This window comes from Bradyrhizobium sp. G127 (assembly GCF_021502575.1).
GTDB lineage: Bacteria > Pseudomonadota > Alphaproteobacteria > Rhizobiales > Xanthobacteraceae > Afipia.
In genome coordinates, this window is record NZ_JAKFGN010000002.1 from 739441 (window position 1) to 753703 (window position 14263).

Genomic DNA, 14263 nt, shown 5'->3' on the forward strand with positions numbered 1-14263 from the left:
ATAGACAATGCCCGACGCCCTCGACCTTCTGAAAACGCGCCGCTCGCTGAAGCCGCTCGACATGACCGGTCCGGGCCCCTCGCCCGCCGAACTTGAGACCATCCTGACCATCGGCGCGCGCGTGCCCGATCACGGCAAGATGGTGCCGTGGCGCTTTATCGTGTTCGAGGGCGACGCACGCGCCAAGGCCGGCGAGATATTTGGCAAGGTATTCCGCGCCAAGAATGTCACGGCGACGCCGGACCAGATCGAGGCCGAGAAGAAGCGCTTTACCCACGCCCCCCTCGTCATCGCCGTGGTCAGCAGAACGGCGAAGCATCCCAAGGTGCCGTCTTGGGAGCAGGAACTGTCGGCGGGCGCCAGTGCCATGAACATCGTCCATGCCGCGCATGCGCTGGGTTATGTGGCGAACTGGCTGACGGGATGGATGGCGTTCGACCGCGATGTGCTCGATGCGCTGGGCCTGACGGCGGACGAGAAGATCGCCGGCTTCATCTACATCGGCAAGGCCGAGCGGCCCGCCGAAGACCGTCCGCGTCCCGCGCTCAGCGAGATCGTGACGCGATTCTGATTACGCCGCCTGTGATGCGCGGTCACCGAACTTGCGCAACAGCGCGTCGATTTCCGAGGCCGGACGGGCGGCGCTGAACAGAAAGCCCTGCACTTCGGTGCAGCCCTCGGCGCGCAGCCAGTCGAGTTGGTCCACCGTTTCGACGCCCTCGGCGGTGGTCGAGATATTCAGGCTGCGGCCAAGCCCCGAAATCGCCCGCACGATGGCCACGCTGTCGGGCCGCTCCGCGATGTCGCGCACGAACGACCGGTCGATCTTGATCTTGTCGAAGGGAAAGCTGCGCAGGTAGCTCAGGCTTGAATAGCCGGTGCCGAAATCATCCATCGAAATGCGCACGCCGAACTCCCGCAACTGATGCAGGATCGCGAGATTGGCCTCGCTGTCCGCAAGGAAAATGGATTCGGTGATTTCCAGTTCGAGCCGCAGCGGCGACAGGCCCGATTGCGCCAGTGCCGAGAACACGACCTGGGTCAGGTTGCGGCTACGGAACTGCGATGGCGACAGGTTGACCGCGACCTTGATGTCCGACGGCCATTTCGCCGCCTGCATACAGGCCTCGCGCAACACCCATTCGCCAAGCGGCACGATCAGGCCGATATCCTCGGCCACAGGAATGAACTCGGCGGGCGAGATCATGCCCTTGATAGGGTGTTGCCAGCGCAGCAGCGCCTCGAAGGCCACGATGCGGTCCTGCGCCAGATCGACCAGCGGCTGATAATGTAGTTCGAATTCACCGTTCGCCAGCGCGCGGCGCAGATCGATTTCCATATCGCGGCGCCTTTGCGCGTGGCGATCCATTTCCTTCTCAAAGAAATGATGCACACCGCCGCCCTCCGACTTGGCGCGATACAGCGCCATGTCGGCATTGCGCAGCAGTTCTTCGCCGCTCTCGCCGTCACCCGGAGACATCGCGATACCGACGCTGGCGCCGATGACGATCTCAAGGCCGTCAATGTGATATGGCGCGCTCAGCGTCTCGATCATCTGCAACGCCTGATCGCTGACGTCGTTCGGCGAAGCATCGGTGGCGAGAATCATCGCAAACTCGTCGCCGCCCAGCCGCGCCACCAGATTGCCGGGATGCAGATCGCCCGTGAGGCGATCCGCCACCAGTCTCAGCAACCTATCACCCATGGGATGACCGAAGGAGTCGTTGACGTTCTTGAACAGGTCGAGATCGATGCACAGCACCGCGACACTGGTGCGGGCGAGACGGCTGCGTTCGAGATCCTGCCGCAACCGGTCCTGGAACATCACGCGGTTCGCAAGATCGGTCAGCGCGTCGTGGTGCGCCATGTAGGCGACTCGAGCTTCCGCCTTGCGGCGCTCGGTGATGTCGACGGCGGACACCAGAAAGCTGTCGCGTCCCTCGAAGATCACGCGGCGGCCGAATGTCAGCACCTCGATTTCGCTGCCGTCAGCTTTCAGATGCCGCCAGTTGCGGCCCGACTGATAGACGTCGCCTACCCGGCCGAGCGCGTGAGTGTGTTCTTCCCATTCGTCTTCCGGCCAGATGTCCTGCAATTTCATCTTCAGGAAGGTGGCCCTGTCGTAGCCATAGTGGCTCACCGCGGCGTCGTTGACGCCGAGAAAATTTCTTGTCTCGACATCGAACACCCACATCGGCATCGGATTGCTCTCGAACAGCAGCCGGAACGACTGTTCGCGGCGCTTCATGTTCGTCACGTCAGTCAGCGACAGCGCGATCAGGTCTCCGACCGGCGACGCATTGATCTTCAGCGTGCTGGTGTCGTCACTCACCTCGAACTGGTCAGCCACCCCACCGCCCACAATGGCGAACAGCCAGTCGAGAACCAGCGGTGAACACAAGGCATGAGTCCCCGCGCTCAGCCGGCGCCAGCGCAGTTCATCCACGGGCTGCCGAAGCAAACGCGCGGTGCCCTGATTGAGATGGACAATCTGGAAATCCACCGGCCGGCCTGTGGCGTCCCGGATTGTCGCCAGGGACAGAATTCCGTCGTCGGTGGCGCAGAAGATCGCGTCGAGCAGATTATACTGGACACCGCGCTTGTTCACGTAGGCGCTGATCATGACGCCGCCCCAGCGTGAAGCGACCGGCAGCGCGAGAACGTCGTACACTTGAACAAGACCGTCGCGCACGCAATGCGCCGTCGCGAGATGCGGCTTGCTCGTGCGCCGCGCGCTCGCGACCGCCTCGCCGAGGATCAGTCCGCAGTCTGGCGGACATCCATCGAGTGGCGTATCCCACACCCTGGTCTCGAGCCATTGCTCGACATAGCGGCCCGCGCGGGAAATCTCGAGTTGCGCACCCTTTTCCTTGATGAGCATGACATGATCGGCCAGGCGGCCGAGACTGCCCAGCATGACGTCTTCAAAGAAGGGTAATTCCTTGCCGGGCTTGAGAGCTGCCTGCCATTTTCGCTTCAACACCGAAACGTCGCTGAACAATTCCGGATCGGACGACTTCTTCAATCTCGCGACGGCTACCACAACGCACCCCACACCATCGACACGGCATTCTGTCGTGTCAGTGGCGGCATCCAATGCGCGCACGCTTAAGGCGGCGTAAACGCCGCGGGCCGTTTGGAACAATGCGGGATTTGTGAAACTTCTAAGTCGTCTGATGGTTAGCGCGTTTTAGAAACCGTGACGGTTTTGCTACAAGCGCGTGACAGCGCAACATCAGCGCGCGATGACTTCGATCTCGCCGTCGACGCCGTTGCTGACGTTGAACGGCCGCTCGAACACCTTGCCTTCGTTCTTGGCGATCACGCGGTATTCGCCTTCCGACAGGGTCACCTTCGGAAATGCTCCGTTATATTCCTTGATGACGTCACCGGCTGGCGTGATGACCGACCATGCAGTGTTGGCCAACGCTTCGCCGCCCTTGTCGCTGACCAGCTTGAGTGTGATGACCGCCGCGCGATGCGTCACGGTGACATCGGTCAGCTTGCCAGCCTGCACGCGAATGTCCGACCGCACCACCGAGTTGGCGTCGCCGTAGGTCGAGATGATGTAGTAGGTACCCTCGGGCACCAGCATGACATCGCCCGCAGGGACGTTCTGCGCGAGCGGCGCGCGCTCCCCGACTTCGAACTGGCTGCCTTTGTAGATCGCGAAGGTGATCTGTCCCTGCGGGATCTTGCTGGTGCCGACGCGGCCTTCGATGCGCAGGCCGCCGGCAGGAAGATCGAAGGATTCGCGCAGCGTCTCGTTGCGAACGGTGACCGGACGAACCGCACTCACAAGACCGAGCGCGGCGTGAACCACATAGCCGCCGGGGGCGAGTACGATGTTCGGCGTCGCGGTGCGATCTTCACGAACCAGCTGGAATGCGCCGCTGGCGTCGGGCTTGTCGGAATAAACCCGCCACACCACGCCGCCGTTCACCGGCGGGAGATCCTTGCCGAACCGCGCTGTCAGAGCGAGCACACCTTGCGCCGGCGACGGTGCGGGCAAAGGCGCAGGCGTCGGTGGCGTGGCCAGCGTGACAGGAGGCTGGGTCAGAGTCGCGGGCAGTCCGGGCGTCGCCGCTGGACCGGATGGCGGAGCGAGGCTGATGGCCGGGCCGGACGGCGTCGCCTGGATCGGCACGTTGGCCGGCGGGACGGGAGGCGGCGCGTCGCCTACGAACTGGGCAGCGGCTGGATGTGCGACCAGCGCCGCGAACAGCAAGGCCAGCGCAAGCACCCACACTCCCGCGCGACAGCGCAAAGCATGAAGGTCATCGGCCCGCGCATTGCACACGGCTGTCCTGCGGCTGAGTCCGAGGGCTGTCATGGCGGTGGTTTTTCACCGAAAACGAGGCAAATTCAAGCCTTACAACATGCTTGACCGCCCTCAACACGGCCTCATCCGCCGAATAACGCCTTCTGCCGCGGCGCAGGTCGCGCTACAGTCACATTTCCTGATTACGCGAAACGCGTGTCCGAGGCACAATCACACTCAATTCGCGTTCGGGTCAGTGAATCCGGTCAAAGACGGCTGATTCGAGCTTATGGATCGTCAGGAGACATGCGTTGCTGGAAAGTTTGATCGGATTTCGCCAGACGGGCGCCCGCAGCAAAATCGGGGTCGGAGGGCCTGCGAACAAGAAGCCGACGATCGGACTGGCGCTGGGCGGCGGCGCCGCGCGCGGCTTTGCCCATATCGGCATCCTGCGCACGCTGCTCGCCAACGGGATCGTGCCGGACATCGTGGTCGGAACATCCATCGGCGCCGTGGTCGGTGCATCCTACGCCTCGGGACATCTCGATACGCTGGAAGCCTGGGCCAAGGGGCTGCTGCCGCGCAATATCTTCAGTTACCTCGATATCCGCCTCAACGGCTCCGGCCTGATCGGCGGCGGCAAGCTGGCGGCCCAGCTTGAGGCGTCGTTCGGCGGAATCCTGATTGACGAGCTTCCGCTGAAATTCGCGGCGGTCTCCACCGAGGTCAACACCGGCCATGAGATCTGGATCACCGACGGAAAACTCGTCGAGGCGGTGCGGGCGTCCTACGCCCTGCCCGGCATTTTCGAGCCGGTGCTGATCGGCGACCGATGGCTGGTCGACGGCGCGCTCGTCAATCCGGTGCCGGTGTCGGCAGCGCGTGCGCTCGGCGCGGAAATCGTCATAGCCTGCAATGTCTCCACCGACGTGTTCGGGCACGGCACCATTATCTCCGCGCACGGCAAGCCTCCGGTGGAACCCGAACCGCCGGCCGAACCGGAAATCGTGGCGAAGCGCGGCTTCGGAAAATTCTTCTCCGCGGAAAAAACGGTGAAGCGGGAATTCTTCGGCACCGCCGGACGGCCGGGGATTTCCACCGTTATGGTCGAAGCCTTCAACATCATGCAGGACCGCATCACGCGTTCTCGCCTCGCAGGCGATCCACCGGACGTGCTGATCTCGCCGCGCGTCGGAAAAATCGGCTGGTTCGACTTCCATCGCGCCGAGGAAACCATCGCCCACGGCGTCCGCGCAGCCGAGCGAAATATCGAGTCGATTCAGGAAGCAATCAGCTTGCTCACCCCGACCGCAAGTCAGACGCCCGGCACGGCACAGCCGACGCAACCGTAATCTCCGCAAGCGCCGCCGCCGTCATCCTGAGGTGCGAGGGCAAAGCCCGAGCCTCGAAGGAGGACGGCCGCGCATCCTCCGAGGCTCGCCGCCAACGCGGCTCGCACCTCAGGATGACGCGACCTGCGATGAGTCAAGCCGTCTTGATATAATCGTGCAGCGCTTCCTGCTCGCGCTCGTATTCGGCAACGCGCCATTTCACCACATCTCCGATCGAGATCAGACCGACGATGCGGTCGCTCTCGACCACGGGCAGGTGCCGGAATTTTCCGGTGGTCATGACTTCCATGATCGCGCTGACGGTATCCGTCTCGCGGCAGGTAATGACCTTCGACGTCATCACGCTGCGGACCGGCTCATCGAGCACGCCCGCACCGCGTTCGCCCAGCACGCGCACCACGTCGCGCTCGGAGAGAATGCCGTCGATTTTTTGGCCGCTCATGACCATCACCGCACCGATGCGGCGCTCGGAGAGTATCTTGATCGCCGCCGAGAGCTTGGCATCAGGCGACACACTGATGACCTGGTGGCCTTTGGTATCCAGAACTGATCGAACCGTCATTGTCGTCTCCCCAGACAGGGCCCACCGGCTGCCGGCGGCACGTATGCTCTTGAGTCAAACAACGCAGCGTCAACTTGGTTGCACTTCATCCCACCTACTTGCGGCAGTTTGGCACAGCCCAACGATACAGCCTGATGATGTCGAAGATTTGGTCCGCCTGCAACATGCATCATCATGCAGGTCTGCTCAGCGAATATCGGAGCCGTCCGGCGGCAGCACACCGGCCTTGTTGTCCTGCACGATCGCGCGCGGCACCGGATCGAACAGCGAAAACAGCAGCAGTCCCGCAACAAAGCCGCCGATATGCGCCTGCCATGCGATACTCTGCGCCGACGCGCCGATCGCGACCGCGCCAAGGCCAGTGATAACATTGAGGCCGAACCAGACCGCGAGAAATCCAAGCACGCGCGAATTCTGCAGCGACCGTGCCAGCGAGAGTGCGGGGACGCGCGCCGCCTCCTCTGCATCGCCGCGCCCGAACGACAGAAAGCTGCCGTGCTGGAAGGCGAAGCGGATCGCGGCCGCCATCATGCCCGAGACCGCCGCCGAGGCGCCGATCATCGGCGCAACCTCGTGCTGATGCGTCACCAGATGAGCGAACGCGCCTGCGATGGCGGTGACGGCAAAGAATGCGAAAAATCTCGCCGTTCCGAACCGGCGCGCCACCGCACTGCCGAATGGAAGCATCCACAACATGTTGAAGACGATGTGGGCGATGTCCGCATGCAGGAAGGCGTAGGTCAGGAACGTCCAGATCTCTGCCCCGACGCCGCCGGGAAACTGCCCTGCGAGGACCGACGCGTCATAACGCGCGGGCACGAAACCGAATGTCCAGATCACTTCCTGATCGGTGGCCAGCGGCAGCAGGGACCGCACGCCGTGTATGCCGACCATGATGATGAGAAGCGCCGTCATTCCGACGGGAATGGTCAGGATCGGTTCGCGAGGAGATTCAGGAGAGTCCAAGGGTGCACAGTGTCCGGAACGGCGAAAGGGCAGTTTCTTTGAGATAGGCGGGTTTCACGGTGCGGTGCAAGCGGAAGGCCAAGATCGCACAAAAGATAAAGGGAGGGCCTGAAGGCCCTCCCCGTGGTCTTGCCGGTCTTTCGCGCGGGCTTTTCGAGCAAGAGCGCTGCTTCACGCTCGGGGTATCCCCACCCCTCCCCGCACAATGATCGGATCGTTTTCCGCCGCCTGTCGTTCAACTTAAAAGTTCTTGATGCCACCGCCGATCACGGAAAAGACCGGCGATTTGGAATGCACGGACATTAGCCACGACCGGCGTATTCACGAAGCTCATAGTTAACTTAACGTTAACAGCGCAAAGTTGGGTCTTCGGCCCGCAAATCGCCGCTCCGGCATGGACGCTGCACCTCCAGTCCCGCACAACACAAAGGGGCCTCGCGGTGCCTGAAAGCGGGACAAATCTGTCTCGCCGTCGTCATACGCGGGGCGGGACAACACGATGAAGCATCCAGCGAACCGGGAGTTTTACTCCTATTGGGATGGGAAGCGGTCCGACGCCGCTGCGCCAGAGCGCAGCGACCTCGACCCCGAGCACGTCCGTCATCTGCTCGGCGACATTTTCGTCCTGTCCTGCGATCCCGCCGCCGGTTACCCGTTCCGGGTCGCCGGAACCCGGATGTGCGCCCTGCTCGGCCGCGACCTGAAGGGGCAAAGTTTCACCCGCCTATTCCACGACGGCGACCGCGAGGAAATCGAGGACCTTCTGGGGATCGTGGCCGAGGAAACGCTCCCCACCGTCGCCGGCATCACGACGCAGGCACCGGACGGGACGCGGATTCATCTGGAACTGCTGCTGCTGCCCTTTAGCGCCCGCTTGCACACGCCGGTCAGCCTGACGGGATTGCTCGCCCCGCTCAACCCCGCCCAGGGACTGCATGCCTACGACAGCCTGAAAGACTTCAGCCTTACCTCCTGGCGCCATCTGGGGCAGGAGAAGCGCGGACCGCGCGCCTTGCGGAAATGGTCGATGATCCGCGGCTTCACCGTCTACGAGGGGCTGCGCTGATCCCCGCCATCAAGGCAACGCATCGTTAACCCTGATCGCCGTAAGGTCCATGCATACCGACCGGTGTGAAAATGGCGTTGGCGCAAAGACAATCGATTCGTCCATCCGCTCAGGAGCGACGACGCTTTCAGCGTGTGAAAGTCCATCTGCTCGGACGCTACATGCTGGCGGACCGGCGCGAATTCCCGTGCCAGGTGATCAACATGTCGCCCGGCGGTCTGGCGATGCTGGCGCCCGGTATCGGCAATGTGGGCGAGCGCGTGGTGGCCTATCTCGACCATATCGGCCGAGTCGAAGGCAAGATCACCCGCCTGCTCGACAATGGCTTTGCGATGACGGTCAGCGCAACGCCGCGCAAGCGCGACAAACTCGCGGCCCAGCTCACCTGGCTCGCCAATCGCCAGATCCTCAATCTGCCGGAGGATCGCCGCCACGACCGCATCGTGCCGCGCAACCCGGTCGCCATCCTGAAATACGAAGACGGCCGCGCCATGCCGTGCCGCATCATCGACCTGTCGCTGTCGGGCGCCGCCCTTGCCGCGGAAACCAAACCGATGGTCGGCGAAGCCGTCATGCTGGGCCGCGTGCAGGCCCGTGTCGTTCGCCACCTCGAAGAAGGCTTCGCAATCGAGTTCGTCCATGCGCAGCTCGCCGAGACTGTCGAGGACAACGTAAGCGCCCGGTAAAAAGCCGCGGTTAGCAATTCCTGATTTTTCAAACCGCTCAAGGCGATACCTGTGTCCTGGGTATCGCCTTGAGGTGTTGTGGCGGCTCCGCGGCGCGCGATACGCAAGGCTCCACGCCTCACAAACTTCAGTCATTTCAACGACTTGCACGGATATAGCTAAAGTTTGAAACAAATCCAGGTATTTCAAATTTTATGCGTATTTTACTCAAGTATAAATTGAAGTAGCGCCAGTTTTTACTAGCGTTTGCTTTAATTGTACTTCGACGACTTAGCCGCCGTGCAAATCCTTTGTGTGAAAAGTGGTCCCAACAAGAAACGGGGGCCACAATGTTTTCAATTCGTGGACGGGGAGTTGGTCTGGCGGTTGCCGCCGGCCTGATGTGCATGTCGGTTGCGGCGCAGGCCGCGGGCGAGCGATCGCTGTATGCCAGCCTGGGCGACACCACGCGTTCGCCGATCGGCTGGGTCGAATTCTGCTCCGACAATCCGGGCGATTGCCGCGGCGGCGCAACGCAGGCCCGCGACATCGTGATGACGCAGACGGCGTGGAAAGATCTGCTGCGGGTCAACCGCTGGGTCAACGACACCATCAAGCCGATGACCGATGTGGATCATTGGGGCGTCGTCGAACGCTGGTCATATCCAAGTGACGGTTATGGCGACTGCGAGGACTATGTCCTCTTGAAGCGCAAGATGCTGATGGACGCCGGATGGCCGCGCGAGGCGCTGCTGATCACGGTGGTGCGCGACAAGAAGGGCGAAGGCCACGCGGTCCTGACCGTGAAGTCCGACAAGGGCGAGTTCATCCTCGACAATCAGAACGAGGAAGTCGTGGCCTGGACCGACACCGGTTACCGCTTCGTCAAGCGGCAGTCGCAGACCGATCCGAACGCGTGGGTTTCACTTGGCGATTCCCGTCCGGCAGTTGCGACGGCAAGCTCACGCTAAACCAGAACTTCAACACGGAGACCCACGGCCCGGTCGTATCCCCACCCCTCCCCGTCCCAGACCGGTTCGTGCGCGGCCAGCTCTCCCCCAGGGCTGGCCGCAACTTTTTGCGGATGCCTCGGGTGAGAAATCTGCGGATCGAAAGCGCGACGATTGAACGGCCGCCACGACTCTCCCCAATCCGCCGGCTGTAGTTCCGAACGCTATGGCGCGGAGGTGAGCGGCAACAACGCGCGCAGCCGCGCGTCGCGCAGATAAAGGCCGCCCCACGCCAGAACGCCGAGCAGCAGGCAGATGAACTGCGGCGGAGAAGCGAATTCCCCGAGACGAAAGTGGGTGCAGATCGCGCCGCCGAGAAAACCCGTGATCAGGATTGCGCCAAGCACTGCGGTCCGGGGTATCGCATAGAGACCAGCGCACACCAGCATGATGATGCCGAGCGGTGTTGCCAGACTCTGCGCAAAACCGGTGGCGTCCATCTCGGCCTTCAGCAGATGCGGCAGGAACAATTGCGTGCCTGCATCGGCGAGCAGCGCCAGCACCACAATGCCGCTCATGGCATAGCCAATCCAGTTGGCTGCGGTCTTCTGCACCATGCTATCTCCTTGATCGCAGTTTTCAGGGAATGGTTCCGGGCGCAGGTCATGGCCGCCCCAGGTTCCGGCGTCAACCCGAAATTGCTCCCTATTTCGCAACCGAAAATCCGGCCGGCGGGTCTTGAAACCAAAAGCCGTTTTTCTAAATAGCTTTCCGCCATCCCAACGAAAGGAGCACAGGAGGAGGCCATGCTATCGGTTGAGCGCAACGCAATCGACATTCACGCCCATTCATTTCTCGCCAGTTCATTCACCCATCCGTCGGACGTTCTGGCGAACCCTTCTCTCACCTCGGTCAAGAAAAGATGCATTCTCGCCGCGTGGGCGTCCGATGCATTCGCCGTGGAGGGGAAGCCCTGGCTTCGCCAGATCGCAGGACACAAAGATCCCATCCCGCTTGCGGAGATATTGTCCGCGCTTCGCCGCCTCGACGATGACGACGATCCGCCGCGCGGCGGCGCATCCGCTGCGGTTCCCAGACCCCGTGACGAGGAGTTTGACGAGGATTTCAACCTGGCTGTCGGATATTAGGCGCGGATCCCCGCGCCTCACCCGATCTTCTTCAGGCCCGCCTTGAAGCGCTTGCCATTGTGGACGTAATGGGCCGCGCCGTAGGTCATGGCCTTGACCTGCTCATCGGTCAGCGTGCGGATCACCCGCGCCGGCGCACCGACCACCAGCGAGCGTTCCTCGAACTGCTTGCCTTCGGTGATGACCGCGCCTGCGCCGACAACGCAGCCCTTGCGAATGATCGCGCCGTTCATGACGATCGCGCCCATGCCGATCAGCGCCCCGTCTTCGATGGTGCAGCCGTGCAGGATGACGTTGTGACCGATGGTGCAGTTCTTGCCGATGGTGAGCGGAAAGCCGGGATCGGTATGGAAGGTGCAATTGTCCTGCACGTTCGAGCCTTCGCCGATCTCGATCAATTCGTTGTCGCCGCGCAGCACCGAGCCGAACCAGACGCTTGCGTCGGTCTTCAGCCGCACATTGCCGATCACCGTCGCGGTTTCAGCGATGAAATAGTTTCCGTCCGCGGGAAGCTGGGGTGATTTGCCGTCGAGTTCGTAGATCGCCATTCCTGTCTCCGGTTAACGCGCTTCAGACCCAGCGCGGAAATTCGGCGCGACAATGCCATGAACGAACATGGTCTGGCGAGGGTATGGAAGCTGCAAACGCTCGGCGCTCAGGCGATCAGGCCGGTGGTCTCGAGGAGCATGAGAACGAATGTTCCCGACATCATGCTCCAGAAACCGGCGATGATCGTGGCCAGCGCCACGAACTCGACCCGCCGTCCCTCGATGGTCCGGCCGCGCACGGTGTTGCGCATGATGATGAAGGGTGCAGCGAACACCAGAAACGGCACGGCGGCGAAGGCCTTCGGTGCGGCGTCCTGCGTCAGCAATCCAAATCCCGGCGGGCGCTGCACGAAGGCCTGAAAGCCGCTGGTCAGTGCGCCAGCCAGCGCAAATCCGATCAGAATGGCAAAGAACGAATTCAACGCTTCAGGCGACATCGGACAGGACTTCCACCACACACGAGAACGCATCGACTGCGAGCCAAGCCGCAAGCGGTCCATGGTTCGCCCCTACCCCTTCGCAAAATGCCGCCGCGCCCGCCACCTTATCCTTAAGGAAAGGTTAACACGGCGGCGTTGCCCGGTACCGTGTGCATGGCTCAGGCCCGCTCTCGCCGCGCGGAACTTCGGGGAAATCGGCGGGACATGGCATAATCGCAGCCGATTCGACCGGGCCATGAGGCCTTCCCGCTCCGGAAACCCCGACGCCCGCACATGGCTCTGACGTCCTCGACCTCACCGCGAAGCAATGCCCGCGGCACACGGCATAGCCATCTTGTGCCGCTTCTGGCGATGGGCATCATCGGCGCATGCGCTGTCGGCATCGTCGCCTATCTGCTGTGGCCGACTTGGGGCGTCGAAAAAGTTGACGATCCCTCGCGGCTGCCGGTCAGCATCGGCAATACGCTGTTCAATGTGCCGACCAAGGCGATCCGGGTGAAGGTGCAGAAGCGGACCGGCCCGCAGGAGCGGGTCGATCTCAACTTCGTCTATCCATCGCTGGAGGCCCCCGACGCGCCGCGTCATGTCACCCTGGAGACGGTGGAAGAAAACCTTCCGGACATCGACCGCATCTTCCTGTCGATCGCGGCCCACCATGACGCGCTGTCGCCGGACGAGCGGACGCGGACGATCTATCCGCGCTATCTCGACCAGACGTCAGGAAGCCTGCAAGACGGCTTGAGCATTCGTCCGTTCCGCGACAACACGCCCTACGCGAGCGAGGATCTGGTGTATGCCTCGTCGCCGCAGATCATCGCGCGCTGCACGCGTGACGGCAAAACACCGGGGATGTGTCTGAGCGAGCGGCGGATCGAAGGCGCAGATCTGACGTTCCGTTTTCCGCGCGCGTGGCTCGACAAGTGGCGCGATGTGGCGGGCGCGATGGATCAGATCATCCGCCGGATGCGCACGCCAAGGGGATAGCGCTCGTCATTGCGAGGAGCGGAGCGACGAAGCATCCAGCCTCATACCTGAAGCTCTGGATTGCTTCGCTACGCTCGCAATGACGTAAATCTCAAACCTCTTCCTCGATGTCCGTCTCGAGGATCGCCATCTGGAACTGGTAGGACCGGTCATCATCCTCGTCATCGACGAACAGCACGCCGATGAATTCCTCGCCGATATAGACCTCGGCCGAGTCGTCCTTCTTCGGACGCGGCACGACGCGAATCTTCTGATTGCCGAACAGCCGCTTGAGATAGGCGTCGAGTTTCCTGACTTCCGTAACGTCCACGGGCGTTCTCCAATTGAATGATATTTGCGACAGCTTTAATGCGATCCAGCGCGCACCGCTAGAGCCTGCATCGCGATAAATCGCAAACAGATCGCATCAAATGCCGATGGCGTTGAGCATCTGGTTCATTGTGCGCGATGGCTCGGCGCAGCCGGCCTCGCCCACGATCTTTGCCGGCACGCCCGCAACCGTGACATTGTTCGGCACCGGTTTTACCACCACCGAACCGGCGGCGATGCGCGCGCAATGCCCGACTTCGATATTGCCGAGAATCTTCGCGCCGGCGCCGATCATTACGCCGTAACGGATTTTCGGATGACGGTCCTCGTTCTCCTTGCCGGTGCCGCCGAGCGTCACACCGTGAAGAATCGAAACGTTGTCTTCGATCACCGCGGTCTCGCCAACCACGAGGCCGGTGGCGTGATCGAGGAAAATGCCGCGGCCGATTTTCGCATTAGGATTGATGTCGGTCTGGAATTCCGCCGAGGCGCGGCTCTGGATGTAATAGGCGAAATCCTTGCGGCCGTTATTGATGAGCCAGTGCGCCAGACGATGCGCCTGAATGGCATGGAAGCCCTTGAAGTACAGCAGCGGATCGATGAAGCGCGAGGTCGCCGGATCGCGGTCGAACACGGCGACAAGATCGGCGCGGAACGCGTTGCCAAAATCGGGATCGAGGCGGATCGCTTCAAGGTAAGCCTGACGGATCAGGTCGCCGGACAATGCGGAGTGATCGAGCCGCTCCGCGATGCGGTGCACAACGGCGTCCTCAAGGCGGGTGTGGTGCAGCACCGTGGAATAGATGAAGGTCGCGAGTTCCGGCTCGCGCTGCACGATTTCTTCAGCCTCATCCCGAATGCGGGTCCAGACAGGATCGACGGTCGAGAGGGCCGCCTTCGGATCGAGATGGTGCTTGGCCATGTGATGTGGGTCCGGCTGACTGCGTTGAGGAGATCTTACCACATAATGGGGGGAAGGAAGGCTGCAACGTCTGTGAAGGTTGACGTTGGA

The 14263-nt window shown here is 62.1% G+C and carries 16 protein-coding genes; 7 read left to right on the plus strand and 9 right to left on the minus strand.

Annotation, left to right across the window (positions count from 1 at the left end; translation table 11 throughout):
- Window positions 1-7: 7 nt before the first annotated feature.
- Entirely contained in the window at window positions 8-571 is a 564-nt protein-coding gene (locus LVY71_RS15535; protein ID WP_235100752.1) for a nitroreductase family protein, read from the plus strand.
- Here the strand turns inward: LVY71_RS15535 and LVY71_RS15540 are convergent, their stop codons facing one another.
- Window positions 572-3043, minus strand: coding sequence for a putative bifunctional diguanylate cyclase/phosphodiesterase (locus LVY71_RS15540; RefSeq protein WP_235100753.1), 2472 nt, complete (start codon window positions 3041-3043; stop codon window positions 572-574).
- A gap of 192 nt (window positions 3044-3235) precedes the next feature.
- A complete protein-coding gene (locus LVY71_RS15545; RefSeq protein WP_235100754.1) occupies window positions 3236-4243 on the minus strand; it encodes an RgsD C-terminal domain-containing protein in 1008 nt (335 codons plus the stop codon).
- A 329-nt stretch (window positions 4244-4572) separates the two neighbouring features.
- On the opposite strand from LVY71_RS15545, the gene LVY71_RS15550 reads away from it, so the two are divergent.
- The gene (locus LVY71_RS15550) at window positions 4573-5613 is read left to right on the plus strand and encodes a patatin-like phospholipase family protein (protein WP_235100755.1); all 1041 of its coding nucleotides are present in this window, start codon (window positions 4573-4575) and stop codon (window positions 5611-5613) included.
- A 133-nt stretch (window positions 5614-5746) separates the two neighbouring features.
- On the opposite strand, the gene LVY71_RS15555 is transcribed toward LVY71_RS15550, so the two are convergent.
- Both LVY71_RS15555 and LVY71_RS15560 read right to left on the minus strand, forming a co-directional pair.
- Window positions 5747-6175, minus strand: a complete 429-nt coding sequence (locus LVY71_RS15555) for a CBS domain-containing protein (protein WP_235100756.1) — start codon at window positions 6173-6175, stop codon at window positions 5747-5749.
- Window positions 6176-6361: 186 nt separating this feature from the next.
- Complete coding sequence (locus tag LVY71_RS15560; RefSeq protein ID WP_235100757.1) at window positions 6362-7141, minus strand: rhomboid family intramembrane serine protease; 780 nt, start codon at window positions 7139-7141, stop codon at window positions 6362-6364.
- Between the two features lie 499 nt (window positions 7142-7640).
- Between LVY71_RS15560 and LVY71_RS15565 the strand changes: the two genes are divergently transcribed.
- The 3 genes from LVY71_RS15565 (at window position 7641) to LVY71_RS15575 (ending at window position 9843) form a co-directional block, all read left to right on the plus strand.
- Window positions 7641-8207, plus strand: a complete 567-nt coding sequence (locus LVY71_RS15565; RefSeq protein ID WP_235100758.1) for a PAS domain-containing protein — start codon at window positions 7641-7643, stop codon at window positions 8205-8207.
- A 71-nt stretch (window positions 8208-8278) separates the two neighbouring features.
- Complete coding sequence (locus tag LVY71_RS15570; protein ID WP_235100759.1) at window positions 8279-8893, plus strand: PilZ domain-containing protein; 615 nt, start codon at window positions 8279-8281, stop codon at window positions 8891-8893.
- A 329-nt stretch (window positions 8894-9222) separates the two neighbouring features.
- The gene (locus LVY71_RS15575; RefSeq protein ID WP_235100760.1) at window positions 9223-9843 is read left to right on the plus strand and encodes a transglutaminase-like cysteine peptidase; all 621 of its coding nucleotides are present in this window, start codon (window positions 9223-9225) and stop codon (window positions 9841-9843) included.
- A 203-nt stretch (window positions 9844-10046) separates the two neighbouring features.
- Here LVY71_RS15575 and LVY71_RS15580 read toward each other — a convergent pair whose 3' ends face one another.
- Window positions 10047-10439, minus strand: coding sequence for a DoxX family protein (locus LVY71_RS15580; protein WP_235100761.1), 393 nt, complete (start codon window positions 10437-10439; stop codon window positions 10047-10049).
- 189 nt (window positions 10440-10628) lie between these two features.
- Between LVY71_RS15580 and LVY71_RS15585 the strand changes: the two genes are divergently transcribed.
- Window positions 10629-10970, plus strand: a complete 342-nt coding sequence (locus tag LVY71_RS15585; protein WP_235100762.1) for a hypothetical protein — start codon at window positions 10629-10631, stop codon at window positions 10968-10970.
- A 17-nt stretch (window positions 10971-10987) separates the two neighbouring features.
- Here LVY71_RS15585 and LVY71_RS15590 read toward each other — a convergent pair whose 3' ends face one another.
- Entirely contained in the window at window positions 10988-11518 is a 531-nt protein-coding gene (locus LVY71_RS15590; RefSeq protein WP_235100763.1) for a gamma carbonic anhydrase family protein, read from the minus strand.
- A gap of 107 nt (window positions 11519-11625) precedes the next feature.
- Window positions 11626-11955 carry a DUF6949 family protein gene (locus LVY71_RS15595; protein ID WP_235101516.1) on the minus strand — a complete coding sequence of 110 codons (330 nt, stop codon included), beginning with the start codon at window positions 11953-11955 and terminating at the stop codon, window positions 11626-11628.
- Window positions 11956-12231: 276 nt separating this feature from the next.
- On the opposite strand from LVY71_RS15595, the gene LVY71_RS15600 reads away from it, so the two are divergent.
- The gene (locus LVY71_RS15600) at window positions 12232-12942 is read left to right on the plus strand and encodes a hypothetical protein (protein WP_235100764.1); all 711 of its coding nucleotides are present in this window, start codon (window positions 12232-12234) and stop codon (window positions 12940-12942) included.
- Between the two features lie 91 nt (window positions 12943-13033).
- On the opposite strand, the gene LVY71_RS15605 is transcribed toward LVY71_RS15600, so the two are convergent.
- A complete protein-coding gene (locus LVY71_RS15605; RefSeq protein ID WP_006021247.1) occupies window positions 13034-13252 on the minus strand; it encodes a DUF3126 family protein in 219 nt (72 codons plus the stop codon).
- Window positions 13253-13348: 96 nt separating this feature from the next.
- On the minus strand, window positions 13349-14173 hold the full coding sequence (gene cysE, locus LVY71_RS15610) for a serine O-acetyltransferase (protein ID WP_235100765.1): 825 nt from the start codon (window positions 14171-14173) through the stop codon (window positions 13349-13351).
- Between the last annotated feature and the right edge of the window lie 90 nt (window positions 14174-14263).